Source organism: Paenisporosarcina sp. OV554 (assembly GCF_003058165.1).
In the GTDB taxonomy this organism is placed as follows: Bacteria; Bacillota; Bacilli; order Bacillales_A; family Planococcaceae; genus Paenisporosarcina.
In genome coordinates, this window is the sequence record NZ_QBUC01000007.1 from 100,830 (window position 1) to 119,060 (window position 18,231).

Consider the following 18,231-nt stretch of genomic DNA (forward strand, 5'->3'; position numbering starts at 1 on the left):
ATGGACATTTTACTCGTCGATGGATACAACATGATCGGCGCATGGAAAGAGTTGCGTGCTTTAAAAGCGGACAAGCTCATAGATGCAAGAGACCGTCTCATTGAAATGATGGCGGAATATAAAGCATTTTCAGGATGGAGAGTTATTGTAGTCTTTGATGCACATCTTGTTCCTGGAATTGAAAAAAAGAAAAAACAATATGATGTTGAAGTAATATTCACCCGAGAAAATGAAACGGCGGATGAACGCATTGAAAAACTAACCATTCAGTTAATGACACGACGCGATCAAGTACATGTGGCTACGTCAGATTTAACTGAACAATGGGTCGTCTTTGCTCAAGGGGCTCTAAGGATATCTGCTCGTGAACTTGAAATCGAGATGGAATTAGTACAAGAAAATATTACTAAGAAAGTTAAAGCAATTCACGAGCAAAAACCTGTTTCAAAAATTCAACTTCCACATGAAGTGGCAGAAATTTTTGAAAAATGGCGCAGAGGGATGAAATGAGCCGTTGACGCTCGATTTCTACTTCCTGTATACTAGGGTCAAACTATGCGAAGTGACCGAGGTGATACTGTTGATGAAAAGTGACCATGTACACGTAATGCTTCACCAATTTGAAGACTTACTAGATGACGAGCTTGTGGCACTGGTCCACAACGGGGATACAGAAGCATTAGATTTTTTAATCACTAAGTACCGCTCTTTCGTACGAATGAAAGCAAGATCGTATTTCTTGATTGGAGCCGATAAAGAAGACATCATTCAAGAAGGTATGATTGGACTTTATAAATCGATTCGTGATTTTAGAGGAGACAAGCTTTCGTCATTTCGTGCATTTGCTGAGCTTTGTATCACGCGTCAGATTATCACTGCTATCAAAACAGCTACACGTCAAAAGCATATTCCATTGAATTCCTATGTATCGTTAGATAAGCCGATATTTGATGAAGAATCAGATCGGACTTTGATGGACGTAATCTCTGGTTCCGTCATTGATGATCCAGAAGAGTTAATGATACATCGTGAAGATTTTGATTATATGGAAGAAAAAATGGGCGAAATTTTGAGCGAATTGGAACGACAAGTACTAGCATTGTATTTAGATGGACAGTCGTACCACGAAATTTCTGAAGAACTAAATCGCCATGTTAAATCAATAGATAACGCCTTGCAAAGAGTGAAGCGGAAGTTGGAACGTCATATTGAAATTGGTGGAGTTCACTAAAGTCATCGTTTTAGCAGTTGTTGACAGTCTAAACTGTAGGTGATAATCTTTAAAAAGACAAATGCTACCTAAAAGATAATAAAATGGTTAAAAATGCAAAGCGCAATAAGCAAACGCTGTATGGATAAACATAGATATTTTTAATTCGGGGGTTTAAATAGAATGGCTAATATTAGCGGTTTTTTTGGTAATGTCGTCTCAGAAATGAGAAAAGTTAGTTGGCCAAAACGTAAAGAATTGACTCGCTATACAATCGTCGTTCTTTCAACAGTTGTTGTTATGGCTATATTTTTCGCGGTAATAGACTTTGGAATTTCAGAAGCAGTACGCTGGTTCCTTGCACTGTAATTTGATAACAGATTATACTTGTGAAAATAGCCCGTTATAAACAGAGAACGGGTTTTTTCATTTGTCTAAGAAATGGAGGGACGGACGAACAGTCCTGCTACTTATGGAAAAGAATTGGTATGTGGTTCACACGTATTCTGGATACGAAAACAAAGTAAAAGCAAATCTTGAAAAGCGTGTCGAAACAATGGGTATGTCAGATTTAATCTTCCGAGTTATTATCCCGGAAGAACAAGAAACAGATTTTAAAGATGGTAAAAAACGAGTGGTCATGCGTAAAACATTCCCTGGGTATGTTTTAGTGGAGCTTGTGATGACGGATGACTCTTGGTATGTTGTGCGTAACACTCCGGGTGTCACTGGATTTATTGGTTCATCAGGTGGCGGTGCGAAACCTACACCATTGTTAGATGAAGAAGTAGTATTCATCTTGAAACAAATGGGAATGACGGAACGTAGACTTGAAGCACAATATACAATTGGTGAAATGGTTGAAGTGCTTGAAGGGCCGTTTGCAAGCTTCCAAGGAAAAGTGGAAGAAATCGATGACGCGAAAGGCAAGTTGAAGGTTTCTGTTGACATGTTTGGACGCGAAACGAAAATGGAACTTGACTTCGATCAAGTCGTCAAAATATAGTTTTTCAAAACCTACTTGCTTAAGTTGTAGAAAAATGGTATTATTTCAAAGGTCAGACTGATTATGATATAGTCTGCAAAAATTTTAGCTTATGCTCAGCTAGTAGCTGACAGACAGATATTGAGTGGGAGGGGCAACCCTATTACCACATCACGGACTTAAGGAGGTGTGTCTCGTGGCTAAAAAAGTTGTTAAAGTCGTAAAATTACAAATTCCTGCTGGTAAAGCAAATCCAGCACCGCCGGTTGGTCCAGCATTGGGTCAAGCAGGTGTTAATATTATGGGATTCTGTAAAGAATTCAACGCACGTACGGCAGATCAAGCTGGACTAATTATCCCTGTTGAAATTTCTGTATTTGAAGACCGTTCATTTACATTTATTACAAAAACTCCACCTGCAGCAGTATTACTTAAAGTGGCGGCTGGAATTCAGTCAGGTTCTGGTGAACCAAACCGCAAAAAAGTTGCAACGGTGAAGCGTGATAAAGTTCGCGAAATCGCTGAACAAAAAATGCCAGACCTAAACGCAGCATCAGTTGAAGCAGCGATGTTGATGGTTGAAGGTACTGCGCGTAGCATGGGTATTGTCATCGAAGACTAATCCCTGCACTTGATGTTGCATTAGTTTTTGGAGGGTTGCGATTGTCTTCAAGACACGCAACCCTTATTCGTGGGAGGTTTAACCCGTTAAAACCACAATCAAGGAGGAATTTTCAAAATGGCTAAAAAAGGTAAAAAATTACAAGATGCAGCTAAATTAGTAGACCGTACAAAAGTGTACGCTGCTACTGAAGCGATCGAACTTGCTAAAAAAACTAGCACAGTAAACTTTGACGCAACTGTTGAAGTGGCATTCAAATTAGGTATCGACACACGTAAAAATGACCAACAAATCCGTGGGGCAGTAGTACTTCCAAACGGAACTGGTAAAACTCAACGTGTTTTAGTTTTCGCAAAAGGCGAAAAAATTAAAGAAGCAGAAGCTGCTGGCGCTGACTATGTTGGCGATACAGAGTTCATCAACAAAATCCAACAAGGATGGTTTGACTTCGATGTAATCGTAGCTACTCCAGACATGATGGGTGAAGTTGGTAAATTAGGTCGTGTTTTAGGACCGAAAGGCTTAATGCCAAACCCTAAAACAGGAACTGTAACATTCGACGTAACTAAAGCAATCGAAGAAATCAAGGCTGGTAAAGTTGAGTACCGTGCTGACAAAGCTGGTATCATTCATGCACCAATCGGTAAAGTTTCTTTCGAAGATGATAAGTTAGTTGAAAACTTCTTGGCAGTATTTGATGTTGTTCTAAAAGCTAAGCCATCAGCAGCTAAAGGGACATACATGAAATCTGTTAACATCACAACAACTATGGGTCCATCTGTAAAAGTGGATTCTTCAAGTGTAAAAGTTAGCAAATAATATTGACAGTAAAGAGTCTATCTGTTATGATGATTTTTGTTGTAAATTAATTATTTGTACCGTAGACAGTAGGGGCGACTTGTCGCATAATGATCCTACCGAGGACATGCATTCAGATTCTTTTTAAGATGACGTTTCAGCCCCTGTCTATATTTATAGACCAGGGGCTTTTCTTTTGGCGGTATAAATGACTCATTCTATTAGGAGGTGTCCAGATGAGCAAAGCAATCGAAGCTAAAAAGGTTCGAGTTGAAGAAATTACTGAAAAGTTCAAAACAGCAGCTACTGTAGTAGTAGTTGATTACCGTGGCTTGACTGTAGGTCAAGTAACTGAACTTCGTAAGCAACTTCGTGAAGCAGGTGTTGAATTCAAAGTGTATAAAAACACAATGACTCGCCGTGCGATTGAAGTAGCTGGTCTTGAAGGCTTGAATGAAAGTCTTACAGGTCCAAACGCAATTGCGTTTTCAACAGAAGACGTAGTAGCGCCAGCGAAAATCATCAACGATTTCGCTAAAAAGAACGACAAGCTTGAAATCAAAGCTGGTGTTATCGAAGGTGCTATCGCATCTGCTGATGACATTAAAGCACTTGCAGAACTTCCTTCTCGCGAAGGTTTGTTGTCAATGCTACTCAGCGTTCTACAAGCTCCAATGCGCAACTTTGCACTTGTAACAAAAGCTGTTGCAGAACAAAAAGAAGAGCAAGGCGCGTAATTCGTTACACGGCTTAACTCTTAAACCTGGGGTATACCCCAACAAAAAAATATTCCTATTAGGAGGAACATATAATGAACAACACTCAAATCCTTGAAGCAATCAAAGGTATGACAGTTCTTGAATTAAACGACTTAGTAAAAGCAATCGAAGAAGAATTTGGCGTTACAGCTGCTGCACCAATGGCTATGGCTGCTGGTGGCGGTGCTGCTGCTGAAGAAGAAAAAACTGAATTTGATGTAATCCTATCTGCTGTAGGAGATCAAAAAATCAAAGTAATCAAAGCAGTTCGTGAAATCACTGGTTTAGGTCTTAAAGAAGCTAAAGAAGTTGTAGACAACGCTCCTAAAGCTCTTAAAGAAGGCGTTACTAAAGAAGAAGCAGAAGAAATCAAAACTAAACTTGCTGAAGTTGGCGCTTCTGTAGAAGTAAAATAATTTCTATTAATAGTTTTTGGAAAGCTCGTCAGTTATCGGCGGGCTTTTTCTTCATTTAATAAACAGGTTAGAGGGTGCCCGGAATGGCTGAACATTATTATTCGAAAAAACCTCAAACAGACAGCAAGCCTAAGTCATGGAGTTTTACGCTGCGTGATGAATTGTTTCAATTTGAAACTGATACAGGGGTTTTTAGTAAAAGCGAAGTAGATTTTGGCTCCCGTGTGTTAATTGATGCGTTTGTAATGCCAATAACTGAAGGCCCAGTATTAGATGTGGGTTGTGGGTATGGACCTATTGGGTTATCCATCGCCAAAATTGATGAAAATCGTACAATTCACATGGTTGACATTAATGAACGTGCAGTCCAACTTTCACGCAAAAATGCGGAAGGTAACGGGGTACAAAATGTACGAATCTATGAAAGTGATGGATTAACCGAAGTTACCGAAACTGACTTTGCTGCAATTTTAACAAACCCGCCTATTCGTGCTGGAAAACAAACGATTTTTCGTTTTTATTTAGATGCCTATACGAAATTATGTGTGGGTGGAGAGTTGTGGGTTGTCATTCAGAAGAAACAAGGAGCTCCATCAACTTTCGATCGATTAGAAGAGATTTTCGGTCAAGTTGAAGTAGTCGATAAAGTAAGAGGTTACTGGATCATAAAGGCTGAGAAAGTCAAATGATTATTTGACTTGACAAAATCGCTATGATATTATAATAAAATGCAAAAATATTATTTTGCGGTCGTATGCCCTTTTGTATAAAGTTATTTCGTAAGTGGGTATACTTACCATGAATAAATGTGTTTAACCGAAAATGAGCTCTTATAGAACTCGTTTTCTTTTTGTCTTTTCGACATCATACACTAAATATGGTGTTCCGAAAAGTCCTAATATTGCTTTATTGAGGGGTGAATGAGTTGGCAGGTCAACTAGTTCAGTATGGACAACACCGCGAGCGTAGAAGTTTTGCGCGTATTAAAGAGGTGCTAGAGCTTCCGAATTTAATAGAAATTCAAACAGCATCTTATGAATGGTTCCTGGAAGAAGGTTTGCGTGAAATGTTCCGAGACATTTCTCCAATAGCTGATTTCACAGGTAATCTTTCACTTGAATTCATCGATTATGCATTAGGCGAGCCTAAGTATCCAGTCGATGAATCCAAAGAACGGGATGTAACTTATGCGGCACCACTTCGCGTAAAAGTACGTCTGCATAACAAAGAGTCAGATGAAGTAAAAGAGCAAGATGTCTTCATGGGTGATTTCCCATTGATGACAGAAACAGGTACATTCGTTATTAACGGTGCTGAGCGCGTAATCGTATCTCAGTTAGTTCGTTCACCAAGTGTTTACTTCCATGACAAGACAGATAAAAATGGTAAAAAAGGTTTTGGCGCAACAGTTATTCCGAACCGTGGAGCATGGTTAGAATATGAAATTGATGCGAAAGACGTAGTCTATTGTCGTATCGACCGCACACGTAAATTGCCAGTAACGGTTCTTTTACGTGCCCTTGGTTTCGGTTCTGATCAAGAAATTATCGATCTTATTGGCGATAATGAATATCTTCGTAATACGCTAGAAAAAGATAATACGGAAAGCACAGACAAAGCGTTGCTTGAAATTTATGAGCGTCTTCGTCCAGGCGAACCGCCAACAGTTGAAAGTGCGAAAAGTCTGTTGTATTCACGTTTCTTCGACCCAAAACGCTATGACTTAGCGAATGTAGGTCGTTACAAAATGAACAAAAAACTGCACATCAAAAACCGTTTGTTTAATCAAACAGTGGCTGAAACGCTTGTTGACCCAGAAACTGGTGAGATTTTAGCAGAACAAGGTGCATTGATTGACCGTCGTTTACTTGACCGTTTAATTCCACATCTAGAGAATGGAATCGGATTCCAAACAATTTCTCAAGTCGGTGGCGTATTAGAAGGCGATATCACGTTACAATCAATCAAAATTTATGCTCCAAACAATGAAGCGCAACAAGAAATCAATGTAATCAGCAATGCTTATATTGAAGATGCGATTAAAAACATCACACCAGCTGACATTATTTCTTCTATTAGTTATTTCTTCGGCCTGCTTTACAACGTTGGAAACACGGATGACATTGATCATCTAGGTAACCGTCGTTTACGTTCAGTAGGAGAATTGTTGCAAAATCAATTCCGTATCGGTCTTTCTCGTATGGAACGTGTTGTACGTGAGCGTATGTCTATCAATGACACACAATCAATCGTGCCACAACAATTGATTAATATCCGTCCGGTTATTGCTTCAATTAAAGAGTTCTTTGGTAGTTCTCAGTTGTCTCAATTCATGGATCAAACGAATCCGCTTGCTGAATTGACTCACAAACGTCGTCTATCGGCATTAGGGCCCGGTGGTTTAACGCGTGAACGTGCAGGGTTTGAAGTACGTGACGTTCATTACTCTCACTATGGTCGTATGTGTCCGATTGAAACGCCTGAGGGTCCGAACATTGGACTAATTAACTCACTTTCTAGTTTTGCGAAAGTGAACAAATTCGGTTTCATCGAAACACCTTATCGTCGAGTTGATCCTGAGTCAGGTTTAGTAACATCTCGTATCGATTATTTAACTGCTGATGAAGAAGACAACTATGTAGTAGCTCAAGCTAATGCACGTCTAAATGACGATGGACAATTTACTGATGAAGAAGTTGTTGGTCGTTTCCGTGGAGATAACACGGTATTCAAACGTAGTTCAATTGATTATATGGACGTTTCACCGAAACAAGTAGTTTCTGCAGCAACAGCGTGTATCCCGTTCTTAGAAAACGATGACTCCAACCGTGCCCTGATGGGTGCGAACATGCAACGTCAAGCAGTTCCATTATTAAACCCTGAAGCTCCTTTTGTAGGGACAGGTATGGAACATGTGAACGCGCGTGATTCTGGAGCTGCCGTAATTGCTAAATTCACTGGTATCGTTGAGCATGTAGAAGCGAGAGAAATTCGAGTTCGTCGTATTGAAGAAATCGATGGCAAAGAAGTTAAAGGCGATTTAACAAAATATAAATTACAAAAATTCATTCGTTCTAATCAAGGGACGAGTTATAACCAACGTCCAATCGTAAAAGTTGGCGATCGTGTAAATCCACTTGATATTCTTGCGGATGGACCATCGATGGAACGTGGAGAAATGGCACTTGGACGTAATGTACTAGTGGCGTTTATGACGTGGGATGGTTATAACTATGAAGATGCTGTAATCATGAGTGAACGTCTTGTAAAAGACGATGTGTACACTTCTGTGCATATTGAAGAATATGAGTCGGAATCTCGTGATACGAAACTCGGACCTGAAGAAATCACACGTGATATTCCAAACGTAGGAGAAGAAGCGCTTCGTAACTTAGACGACCGTGGAATCATCCGAGTTGGTGCGGAAGTTCGCGATGGCGATATCTTAGTAGGTAAAGTAACACCTAAAGGGGTTACTGAGTTAACGGCTGAAGAACGATTATTACATGCAATCTTTGGTGAAAAAGCACGTGAAGTTCGTGATACATCTCTTCGTGTACCTCATGGTGCAGGCGGAATTATCTTGGACGTTAAAGTGTTCAATCGTGAAGATGGCGACGAGCTTCCACCTGGTGTGAATCAACTCGTTCGTGCATATATCGTTCAAAAACGTAAAATTTCTGTTGGAGATAAAATGGCTGGACGTCATGGTAACAAAGGTGTTATCTCGCGTATTCTTCCAGAAGAAGATATGCCATTCATGCCGGATGGTACTCCAGTAGATATCATGCTTAACCCTCTAGGCGTTCCATCTCGTATGAACATCGGTCAAGTATTAGAGCTACACTTAGGTATGGCTTCTCGTAAACTTGGTATTCATATGGCTTCACCAGTATTTGATGGTGCCAATGAAGCAGATGTTTGGGACACTATGGAAGAATCTGGTATGAACCGTGATGGTAAAACAACATTGTATGACGGACGCTCTGGTGAACCATTTGATAACCGTGTATCTGTCGGTGTTATGTATATGATTAAGTTAGCCCACATGGTTGATGATAAATTGCATGCACGTTCAACTGGACCTTACTCTCTTGTTACGCAACAACCGCTTGGTGGTAAAGCACAATTCGGTGGACAACGTTTCGGTGAGATGGAGGTTTGGGCACTTGAGGCATATGGTGCTGCTTATACACTTCAAGAAATCTTGACAGTGAAATCCGATGACGTAGTGGGTCGTGTGAAAACATACGAAGCTATTGTTAAAGGCGAGAGCGTACCACAACCAGGTGTACCAGAATCATTTAAAGTATTAATTAAAGAACTTCAAAGTTTAGGTATGGACGTTAAGATGTTAACTATCGACGACGAAGAAATTGAACTGCGTGATTTGGATGAAGAAGACGATCTTCACCCAACTGATGCACTAAATATCATGCCAACAACGGACGGAGTGCCGGTAGGTTCAGCCGAATAAAGGTTGACTGATACGGTTTATATATAAAACGTTTTGAGAAATAAGGGCAGGCCTTCATACCTGCCCGCATTTCCATTTTCATAAAAGTTATCCGCCTGAGCTAAGTGGATAAAGTCTTTAAAAGACCCAGACTAAGGGAGGTAGGCTCCTTGATAGACGTTAATAATTTTGAGTACATGAAGATTGGTTTAGCATCTCCTGACAAGATTCGTTCTTGGTCATATGGTGAAGTGAAGAAGCCTGAAACGATTAACTACCGCACACTAAAACCTGAAAAAGATGGTTTGTTCTGTGAACGTATTTTCGGTCCAACAAAAGACTGGGAATGTCATTGTGGTAAGTATAAGCGTGTTCGTTATAAAGGCGTTGTATGTGATCGTTGTGGCGTTGAAGTTACACGTTCAAAAGTACGTCGTGAGCGCATGGGTCACATTGAATTAGCGGCTCCTGTATCACATATTTGGTATTTCAAAGGAATTCCAAGTCGTATGGGACTTATTCTTGATATGTCTCCTCGTTCATTAGAAGAAGTAATTTACTTTGCTTCTTATGTAGTTGTAGATCCTGCAAATACACCGCTTGAACGCAAGCAACTATTGTCTGAGAAAGAATATCGTGCATACCGTGAAAAATATGGCAAGAAATTCTATGCTGCAATGGGTGCTGAAGCAATTAAGCGTCTTCTTCAAGATTTAGATCTTGAGAAAGAAACTGAAATGTTGAAAGAAGAACTTAAAACTGCAGCAGGTCAACGACGTACGCGTGCAATTAAACGATTAGAAGTTGTTGAATCATTCCGTAACTCTGGTAACAAACCTGATTGGATGATTTTAGATGTCCTTCCAGTAATACCGCCAGAAATACGTCCAATGGTGCAATTAGATGGCGGTCGTTTTGCTACATCTGATTTAAATGATTTGTATCGTCGTGTTATCAACCGTAATAACCGTTTAAAACGTTTACTTGATCTTGGCGCGCCAGGTATCATTGTTCAAAACGAAAAACGTATGTTACAAGAAGCTGTTGATGCATTGATTGATAATGGTCGTCGTGGCCGTCCAGTTACTGGACCGGGTAACCGTCCATTGAAATCACTTTCACATATGTTAAAAGGGAAACAAGGTCGTTTCCGTCAAAACTTACTAGGTAAACGTGTTGACTACTCTGGTCGTTCGGTTATCGTTGTAGGTCCAAACTTGAAAATGTATCAATGTGGACTTCCAAAAGAAATGGCAATTGAATTATTCAAACCATTTGTTATGAAAGAACTTGTTGAACGTGGCTTAGCTCACAACATTAAGAGTGCAAAACGTAAAATCGAACGTATGCATTCTGAAGTTTGGGATGTATTGGAAGACGTAATTAAGGAGCATCCGGTTTTATTAAACCGCGCACCTACTCTTCACCGATTAGGTATTCAAGCTTTCGAACCTACATTAGTAGAAGGCCGTGCGATTCGTCTTCACCCACTGGTATGTACAGCTTACAACGCTGACTTCGATGGTGACCAAATGGCAGTTCACGTTCCTTTATCAGCAGAAGCGCAAGCAGAAGCTCGTTTGCTAATGTTAGCTGCACAAAACATTTTGAATCCGAAAGATGGAAAACCAGTTGTTACACCATCTCAAGATATGGTTTTAGGTAACTATTACTTAACACTTGAGCGTAAAGGTGCAACAGGAGAAGGTTCTACATTCTACGGACCAAATGAAGTATTGCTTGCATACCAAAATGGACATGCACATTTGCATACACGTATTGCAATTGCAGCAGGTTCATTGAAAAACCAAACATTCTCTGAAGAACAAAACAAAATGTTGTTATTAACAACTGTAGGTAAAGTGATTTTCAATGAAATTTTACCTGAAACTTTCCCGTACATTAATGAACCTACGGACTTCAACCTTCAAGTTGAAACGCCGTCTAAATATTTTGTTCCTACAACGACAGATGTTCGCAAGCATATCGCCGAAGAGGAACTCGTATCACCGTTCAAGAAGAAAATTCTTGGAAACATCATTGCTGAAGTATTTAAACGTTTCCATATTACTGAAACGTCTAGAATGCTTGACCGTATGAAAAACCTTGGTTTCAAATACTCGACTAGAGCCGGTATTACAATCGGTATTTCCGATATCGTGGTACTACCAGACAAAGGTGAAGTATTAGAAGAAGCTCAAGATAAAGTAGATAAAGTTCTGAAGCAATTCCGTCGTGGTTTGATTACAGAAGAAGAACGTTATGATCGTGTTATTTCTTATTGGAGTGCAGCTAAAGATGTTATTCAAGAAAAACTAATGAAATCTTTAGACAATTTAAACCCAATCTTCATGATGAGTGACTCTGGAGCGCGTGGTAACGCATCCAACTTTACTCAACTTGCAGGTATGCGTGGTTTAATGGCCAATCCAGCCGGTCGTATTATCGAACTACCTATTAAATCATCATTCCGTGAAGGTTTAACGGTTCTTGAATACTTCATCTCGACGCATGGTGCTCGTAAAGGTCTTGCGGATACAGCACTTAAAACAGCCGATTCAGGTTACCTAACACGTCGTTTAGTAGACGTTGCTCAAGACGTTATTGTTCGTGAAGATGAATGCGGAACGGACCGTGGCTTATTGATTGGCGCATTAATGGATGGCACAGAAGTAATTGAAGGCTTTGACGAGCGTATTGTTGGTCGTCATACACGTAAAACAATTTACCATCCAGAAACGAAAAAAGTTATTTTGGATAAAGATGGTTTAATTACAGAAGACGTAGCTCGCGTTATTTTAGATGCTGGAATTGAAGAACTTACAATCCGTTCGGCATTTACATGTAACACGAAACATGGCGTATGTAAAAAATGTTACGGTACTAACTTAGCAACTGGAGAAGACGTTGAAGTTGGTGAAGCAGTTGGTATTATTGCTGCCCAATCAATCGGTGAACCAGGTACTCAGTTAACAATGCGTACGTTCCATACGGGCGGTGTTGCTGGAGACGATATTACTCAAGGTCTTCCACGTATCCAAGAGATTTTCGAATCTCGTAACCCTAAAGGTCAAGCGGTTATTTCTGAAATTACAGGGGTTATCTCTGCAATTGAAGAAATTCGTGAAGGTCAAAAAGAAATCACAGTTCAAGGTGACGTTGAAACACGTAAATATCTTTCTCCGTATAATGGTCGCTTGAAAGTTCAATTAGATGACCAAATTAAACGTGGTGAAGTATTAACAGAAGGTTCAATCGATCCAAAAGAATTGTTAAAAGTTAAAGATGTTTCTACAGTACAAGTTTACTTGCTAAAAGAAGTTCAAAAAGTATACCGTATGCAGGGTGTAGAAATTGGTGACAAACATATCGAAGTAATGGTTCGCCAAATGCTCCGCAAAGTGCGTGTAATCGAGGCTGGTGAAACTGAACTATTACCTGGTTCATTACTCGACATTCACCAATTTGCAGAAGCGAATAAAGATGCAGTGTTAAGCGGAAAAATTCCTGCAACATGTCGCCCAGTTATTCTCGGTATTACAAAAGCTTCACTTGAAACAGAATCGTTCTTATCAGCAGCGTCATTCCAAGAAACTACGCGTGTATTAACAGACGCGGCAATTAAAGGGAAACGTGATGAATTACTTGGCTTGAAAGAAAATGTTATTATTGGTAAACTCGTTCCAGCGGGTACTGGTATGCAACGTTACCGTCAAATCAAGATAGTTGATGTAAATAAAAATGAAACTGAAGTAGCAGTGAGCGCTGAATAAATTAATAACAATCCGGTGGGGTTAATACATAACCCCCCGGTATTTATTTCTAGCTTCACAGACCAGATCGAACATTCATTGTTCTAATGTCGGAGTCGGTCTAACTACTTTTCAACAAAAAACTGGTTGACAGATAAAATTATGAATGATACCATGTTTAAGGTTGATAGTTGAAGGTCTGGGTCTTTGGAGGATATGCAAAATGTCTTATGAAAAAGTTAATCAGGCGAAGAAAACCGTCATCGGTACTAAGCAAACAGTAAAAGCAATCCATGGTGGCCATGTAACAGAAATTTTAGTGGCTCGAGATGCAGACAGTCGAATCACCCAATCAGCTATTCAGACAGCACAAGAAAACGGTGTGAAGATTGACTATGTTGAGTCTAGAATAGAACTTGGTAAAGCCTGCGGACTTCAAGTAGGTGCAGCAGTTGTTGCAATTACTGTGTAACAGTTTTTGTGTATGAACACAAAGACTTTGTTTTTTACCCAAAAATGAACCACCTGGATGTGTGGTATTACAACGATCAGAAGAAGGGAGGAATAATCGATGCCTACAATTAACCAATTGGTACGTAAGCCTCGTAAATCCAAGACTGTAAAATCAAACTCACCTGCTTTGAATAAAGGGTATAACAGCTCTAAAAAAACGTTAACAAACGTTAATTCACCGCAAAAACGTGGGGTTTGTACACGTGTTGGTACAATGACACCAAGAAAGCCAAACTCAGCGCTTCGTAAATACGCGCGTGTACGTTTAACTAACCTATTAGAGGTTACTGCGTACATCCCGGGTGAAGGTCATAACCTTCAAGAACACAGTGTTGTTCTAATCCGTGGAGGACGAGTAAAAGATTTAGCGGGTGTACGTTACCATATCGTACGTGGTGCTCTTGATACAGCTGGTGTTACTGGCCGTATGCAAAGCCGTTCATTATACGGAACTAAACGCCCTAAAGTTAAAAAAAGCTAATAAAAGTTAACACAAAATAAAATCATAGATTTTTTCGAAAGGAGGAAAACACATGCCTCGTAAAGGTCCTGTTTCCAAACGTGACGTGTTACCAGATCCAATATACAATTCAAAATTAGTAACTCGTTTAGTCAACAAATTAATGGTGGATGGTAAAAGAGGTACTTCTCAAAAAATTCTTTATGGAGCTTTTGAACTTGTTCAAGAACGTTCAGGTAAAGATTCTTTAGAAGTATTTGAAGCTGCTCTTGCAAACATTATGCCAGTACTTGAAGTTAAAGCTCGCCGTGTTGGTGGTTCTAACTATCAGGTGCCAATCGAAGTTCGTCCAGAACGTCGTTCTACATTAGGTCTTCGCTACTTAGTGAACTATTCTCGTCTTCGTGGGGAGAAAACAATGGAAGAGCGTTTAGCTAATGAAATTCTTGACGCTTCTAACAACACAGGTGCTTCTGTGAAGAAACGTGAAGATATGCACAAAATGGCGGAAGCTAACAAAGCGTTTGCTCATTACCGCTGGTAGGATTTTTCATCCACTAATCATTCTAATTTGAGATGGAAGGAGAAATACAAAATGGCTAGAGAATTCTCCTTAGAGAATACACGTAACATTGGTATCATGGCTCATATTGATGCTGGTAAAACAACAACTACTGAGCGTATTCTTTATTACACAGGTCGTATCCACAAAATTGGTGAAACGCATGAAGGTGCATCACAAATGGACTGGATGGAGCAAGAGCAAGAGCGTGGAATCACGATCACTTCTGCTGCAACAACAGCTGCTTGGAAAGGCCACCGCGTAAACATTATCGATACACCAGGACACGTAGATTTCACTGTTGAAGTTGAACGTTCACTTCGTGTACTTGATGGTGCTGTAGCGGTTCTTGATGCACAGTCTGGCGTTGAACCACAAACTGAAACAGTATGGCGCCAAGCTACAACTTACGGCGTACCACGTATTGTTTTCGTAAACAAAATGGACAAAATCGGGGCTGACTTCCTATATTCTGTAGGAACAATCCACGATCGTTTACAAGCAAATGCACATCCGATTCAATTAGCAATTGGTGCTGAAGACGATTTTGAAGCTATTATCGACTTAGTCGAAATGAATGCAATTTATTATGGTAACGATGAAGGAACAGACATCCAAGTGAAAGAAATTCCTGAATCACATATCGAACTTGCAAACGAATGGCGTGAAAAGTTAGTTGAAGGAATTGCTGAACTTGATGAAGCACTAATGGAAAAATACCTTGGTGGCGAAGAAATCACGAAGGAAGAATTGAAAGCTGCTATCCGTAAAGGAACGCTAAATGTTGAATTCTTCCCTGTAGTTTGTGGTACTGCTTTCAAAAACAAAGGTGTTCAATTAATGCTTGATGCTGTAATCGACTATCTTCCAGCACCGACAGATGTACCGCCAATGATGGGTACTCTTCCGGATTCTGACGAAGAAGTTTTACGTAAACCAGACGATTCAGAGCCTTTCTCTGCATTAGCATTCAAAGTTATGACGGACCCTTACGTTGGTAAATTAACGTTCTTCCGCGTATACTCTGGTGTTCTTTCTTCAGGTTCTTACGTACAGAACTCAACTAAAGGTAAACGTGAACGCGTAGGTCGTATCCTACAAATGCACGCTAACTCTCGTGAAGAAATTGGTCAAGTTTACTCTGGTGACATTGCTGCAGCAGTTGGTCTTAAAGATACAACTACTGGAGACACATTGTGTGACGAGAAACATCTTGTTATCCTTGAGTCTATGGTATTCCCAGAACCAGTTATCTCGTTATCTGTAGAGCCGAAGTCAAAAGCTGACCAAGATAAAATGGGTCAAGCTTTACAAAAACTTCAAGAGGAAGATCCAACTTTCCGCGCTCATACTGACGTAGAAACTGGACAAGTTATCATCGCTGGTATGGGTGAACTTCACTTAGATATTATCGTTGATCGTATGCGTCGTGAATTCAAGGTTGAAGCTAACGTGGGCGCGCCACAAGTTTCTTACCGTGAAACATTCCGTGGATCAGCTTCAGTTGAAGGTAAGTTCGTTCGCCAATCTGGTGGTCGTGGTCAATTCGGACACGTTTGGATTGAATTCTCTCCAAACGAAGAAGGAAAAGGCTTTGAATTCGAAAACGGAATCGTCGGTGGTGTTGTACCACGTGAATACATCCCAGCTGTTGAAGCAGGTCTTCGTGACTCTTTAAACAATGGTGTAATTGCTGGTTACCCACTTATTGACATCAAGGCTCGTCTATTCGACGGATCTTACCATGATGTTGACTCGAATGAGATGGCGTTTAAAATTGCTGCTTCAATGGCACTTAAAAACGCAGTATCAAAATGTAGCCCAGTACTTCTAGAGCCTATCATGCGCGTAGAAGTAGTTATCCCTGAGGAATACCTTGGCGATATCATGGGTGACATTACATCACGTCGAGGACGTGTTGAAGGTATGGACGCTCGTGGAAACGCGCAAGTAGTACGTTCAATGGTTCCTCTTGCTCAAATGTTTGGTTACGCAACTTCATTGCGTTCTAACACGCAAGGTCGCGGTGTGTTCTCAATGCACTTTGATCACTATGAAGAAGTACCAAAATCAATTTCTGAAGAAATTATCAAAAAAAATAAAGGTTAATTATTGAAGTTTGATTTTTAATCTTGTATAACTAAATTTGTGAGGTATGAATGATGGTGGATCTAGACCATCATTATTCATACTAAAAACTAAACATTTAAATTTGAGGAGGACTTCTATAATGGCAAAAGCTAAATTTGATCGTTCTAAAACACATGCGAATATTGGTACAATTGGTCACGTTGACCATGGTAAAACAACTTTAACAGCTGCAATCGCAACAGTTCTTGCAAAACGCTCTGGTGGTACTGCAATGAGCTACGCACAAATCGATAATGCTCCTGAAGAAAAAGAGCGCGGAATCACAATCAACACTTCTCACGTTGAATATGAAACTGCTTCTCGTCACTATGCACACGTTGACTGCCCAGGACATGCCGATTATGTTAAGAACATGATCACTGGTGCTGCACAAATGGACGGCGGAATCTTAGTAGTATCTGCTGCTGACGGCCCAATGCCACAAACTCGTGAGCACATCCTTCTTTCACGTCAAGTTGGTGTTCCTTACTTAGTAGTCTTCATGAACAAATGTGACATGGTAGACGACGAAGAATTACTTGAATTAGTAGAAATGGAAGTTCGTGATCTTCTTTCTGATTATGATTTCCCTGGCGACGACATTCCAGTAATCAAAGGTTCAGCTCTTAAAGCATTAGAAGGCGAAGAAAAATGGGAAGAGAAAATCGTTGAATTAATGGACGCTGTTGACTCTTATATCCCAACTCCAGAACGTCAAACTGACAAACCATTCATGATGCCTGTTGAGGATGTATTCTCAATCACAGGTCGTGGTACAGTTGCAACTGGTCGTGTTGAGCGTGGACAAGTTAAAGTTGGAGACTCTGTTGATATCATCGGTATAGTTGAAGAGCCGAAATCAACTACAGTAACTGGCGTTGAAATGTTCCGTAAACTTCTTGACTATGCAGAAGCTGGTGACAACATCGGTGCTCTTCTTCGTGGAGTATCTCGTGAAGATATCCAACGTGGACAAGTATTGGCTAAACCAGGTACAATTACTCCACATACTGAATTCAAAGCAGAAGTTTATGTTTTATCAAAAGAAGAAGGTGGACGTCATACTCCATTCTTCACTAACTACCGTCCTCAGTTCTACTTCCGTACAACTGACGTAACTGGTATCTGTAACTTACCTGAAGGCGTTGAAATGGTTATGCCTGGAGACAACATCGAAATGACTGTTGCTCTTATCGCTCCAATCGCGCTTGAAGAAGGTACTAAGTTCTCTATCCGTGAGGGTGGACGTACTGTTGGTGCTGGTGTAGTTGCGACTATCACTAAATAATCAATAATTTCTAAAGACCTTGCCGGGACGCTGGCAAGGTCTTTTTTTGTTTTCTATTTAACTAAATTTCTTAGATTGAGATTATCTAAAAAAATATTTTGGAGGCAATTACGATACGTTACAGAAAAATAATCTACTCTATTTTTGCATGTTTCAACTATTTTGAAAATAAATTTTAAAATAGTTCTATATCTTAAGAACGTTATTCTAATAACAATGTAAACGGATACATAAATTAGGAATATTCTAAATAGACTGATAAACAAGAAAAGGTCGATTGA

General features: G+C 40.0%; 16 protein-coding genes and 1 other annotated feature. All 16 genes read left to right on the forward strand.

All coding sequences use genetic code 11. From position 1 onward, the window contains the following. The 16 genes from C8K15_RS08445 to tuf all read left to right on the forward strand — a co-directional run bounded on the left by C8K15_RS08445 (window position 1) and on the right by tuf (window position 17,950). Window positions 1–510 carry an NYN domain-containing protein gene (locus C8K15_RS08445; RefSeq protein WP_108585984.1) on the forward strand — a complete coding sequence of 170 codons (510 nt, stop codon included), beginning with the start codon at window positions 1–3 and terminating at the stop codon, window positions 508–510. Window positions 511–583: 73 nt separating this feature from the next. Beyond that, window positions 584–1,231 carry an RNA polymerase sporulation sigma factor SigH gene (gene sigH, locus C8K15_RS08450; RefSeq protein WP_108585985.1) on the forward strand — a complete coding sequence of 216 codons (648 nt, stop codon included), beginning with the start codon at window positions 584–586 and terminating at the stop codon, window positions 1,229–1,231. 162 nt (window positions 1,232–1,393) lie between these two features. Beyond that, window positions 1,394–1,579: a preprotein translocase subunit SecE gene (secE, locus tag C8K15_RS08455; RefSeq protein WP_108585986.1), complete on the forward strand. Its 186-nt coding sequence runs from the start codon at window positions 1,394–1,396 to the stop codon at window positions 1,577–1,579. 103 nt (window positions 1,580–1,682) lie between these two features. After that, complete coding sequence (gene nusG, locus C8K15_RS08460; protein ID WP_108585987.1) at window positions 1,683–2,216, forward strand: transcription termination/antitermination protein NusG; 534 nt, start codon at window positions 1,683–1,685, stop codon at window positions 2,214–2,216. Window positions 2,217–2,391: 175 nt separating this feature from the next. Further along, the gene (gene rplK, locus C8K15_RS08465; protein WP_016429869.1) at window positions 2,392–2,817 is read left to right on the forward strand and encodes a 50S ribosomal protein L11; all 426 of its coding nucleotides are present in this window, start codon (window positions 2,392–2,394) and stop codon (window positions 2,815–2,817) included. Between the two features lie 117 nt (window positions 2,818–2,934). After that, window positions 2,935–3,636, forward strand: coding sequence for a 50S ribosomal protein L1 (gene rplA, locus C8K15_RS08470; protein WP_108585989.1), 702 nt, complete (start codon window positions 2,935–2,937; stop codon window positions 3,634–3,636). Between the two features lie 41 nt (window positions 3,637–3,677). After that, window positions 3,678–3,818 (forward strand) — a sequence feature (ribosomal protein L10 leader region). Window positions 3,819–3,851: 33 nt separating this feature from the next. Further along, window positions 3,852–4,352, forward strand: coding sequence for a 50S ribosomal protein L10 (gene rplJ, locus C8K15_RS08475; protein WP_108585990.1), 501 nt, complete (start codon window positions 3,852–3,854; stop codon window positions 4,350–4,352). A gap of 74 nt (window positions 4,353–4,426) precedes the next feature. Continuing rightward, window positions 4,427–4,789, forward strand: a complete 363-nt coding sequence (gene rplL, locus C8K15_RS08480; protein WP_108585991.1) for a 50S ribosomal protein L7/L12 — start codon at window positions 4,427–4,429, stop codon at window positions 4,787–4,789. 83 nt (window positions 4,790–4,872) lie between these two features. Next, complete coding sequence (locus C8K15_RS08485; protein WP_108585992.1) at window positions 4,873–5,478, forward strand: class I SAM-dependent methyltransferase; 606 nt, start codon at window positions 4,873–4,875, stop codon at window positions 5,476–5,478. A 236-nt stretch (window positions 5,479–5,714) separates the two neighbouring features. Next, window positions 5,715–9,266 carry a DNA-directed RNA polymerase subunit beta gene (rpoB, locus tag C8K15_RS08490; protein WP_108585993.1) on the forward strand — a complete coding sequence of 1,184 codons (3,552 nt, stop codon included), beginning with the start codon at window positions 5,715–5,717 and terminating at the stop codon, window positions 9,264–9,266. A gap of 149 nt (window positions 9,267–9,415) precedes the next feature. Then, window positions 9,416–13,018, forward strand: coding sequence for a DNA-directed RNA polymerase subunit beta' (rpoC, locus tag C8K15_RS08495; RefSeq protein WP_108585994.1), 3,603 nt, complete (start codon window positions 9,416–9,418; stop codon window positions 13,016–13,018). Window positions 13,019–13,220: 202 nt separating this feature from the next. Then, entirely contained in the window at window positions 13,221–13,469 is a 249-nt protein-coding gene (locus tag C8K15_RS08500) for a ribosomal L7Ae/L30e/S12e/Gadd45 family protein (protein ID WP_108585995.1), read from the forward strand. Between the two features lie 99 nt (window positions 13,470–13,568). Continuing rightward, window positions 13,569–13,991 carry a 30S ribosomal protein S12 gene (rpsL, locus tag C8K15_RS08505; protein WP_024536499.1) on the forward strand — a complete coding sequence of 141 codons (423 nt, stop codon included), beginning with the start codon at window positions 13,569–13,571 and terminating at the stop codon, window positions 13,989–13,991. Window positions 13,992–14,043: 52 nt separating this feature from the next. After that, a complete protein-coding gene (gene rpsG / locus C8K15_RS08510) occupies window positions 14,044–14,514 on the forward strand; it encodes a 30S ribosomal protein S7 (protein ID WP_108585996.1) in 471 nt (156 codons plus the stop codon). Window positions 14,515–14,565: 51 nt separating this feature from the next. Beyond that, the gene (gene fusA, locus C8K15_RS08515) at window positions 14,566–16,641 is read left to right on the forward strand and encodes an elongation factor G (protein ID WP_108585997.1); all 2,076 of its coding nucleotides are present in this window, start codon (window positions 14,566–14,568) and stop codon (window positions 16,639–16,641) included. A 121-nt stretch (window positions 16,642–16,762) separates the two neighbouring features. Beyond that, window positions 16,763–17,950, forward strand: coding sequence for an elongation factor Tu (tuf, locus tag C8K15_RS08520; RefSeq protein WP_108585998.1), 1,188 nt, complete (start codon window positions 16,763–16,765; stop codon window positions 17,948–17,950). Window positions 17,951–18,231 lie beyond the last annotated feature (281 nt).

Excerpts from the sequence above, each read along its gene's own strand:
- rplA (WP_108585989.1), top strand. The coding sequence starts at position 2,935 with ATGGCTAAAAAAGGTAAAAAATTACAAGATGCAGCTAAATTAGTAGAC.
- tuf (WP_108585998.1), top strand. The coding sequence starts at position 16,763 with ATGGCAAAAGCTAAATTTGATCGTTCTAAAACACATGCGAATATTGGT.
- rplJ (WP_108585990.1), top strand. The coding sequence starts at position 3,852 with ATGAGCAAAGCAATCGAAGCTAAAAAGGTTCGAGTTGAAGAAATTACT.
- fusA (WP_108585997.1), top strand. The coding sequence starts at position 14,566 with ATGGCTAGAGAATTCTCCTTAGAGAATACACGTAACATTGGTATCATG.
- rplL (WP_108585991.1), top strand. The coding sequence starts at position 4,427 with ATGAACAACACTCAAATCCTTGAAGCAATCAAAGGTATGACAGTTCTT.
- rpsG (WP_108585996.1), top strand. The coding sequence starts at position 14,044 with ATGCCTCGTAAAGGTCCTGTTTCCAAACGTGACGTGTTACCAGATCCA.
- C8K15_RS08485 (WP_108585992.1), top strand. The coding sequence starts at position 4,873 with ATGGCTGAACATTATTATTCGAAAAAACCTCAAACAGACAGCAAGCCT.
- rpsL (WP_024536499.1), top strand. The coding sequence starts at position 13,569 with ATGCCTACAATTAACCAATTGGTACGTAAGCCTCGTAAATCCAAGACT.
- C8K15_RS08445 (WP_108585984.1), top strand. The coding sequence starts at position 1 with ATGGACATTTTACTCGTCGATGGATACAACATGATCGGCGCATGGAAA.
- C8K15_RS08500 (WP_108585995.1), top strand. The coding sequence starts at position 13,221 with ATGTCTTATGAAAAAGTTAATCAGGCGAAGAAAACCGTCATCGGTACT.
- sigH (WP_108585985.1), top strand. The coding sequence starts at position 584 with ATGAAAAGTGACCATGTACACGTAATGCTTCACCAATTTGAAGACTTA.
- secE (WP_108585986.1), top strand. The coding sequence starts at position 1,394 with ATGGCTAATATTAGCGGTTTTTTTGGTAATGTCGTCTCAGAAATGAGA.
- nusG (WP_108585987.1), top strand. The coding sequence starts at position 1,683 with ATGGAAAAGAATTGGTATGTGGTTCACACGTATTCTGGATACGAAAAC.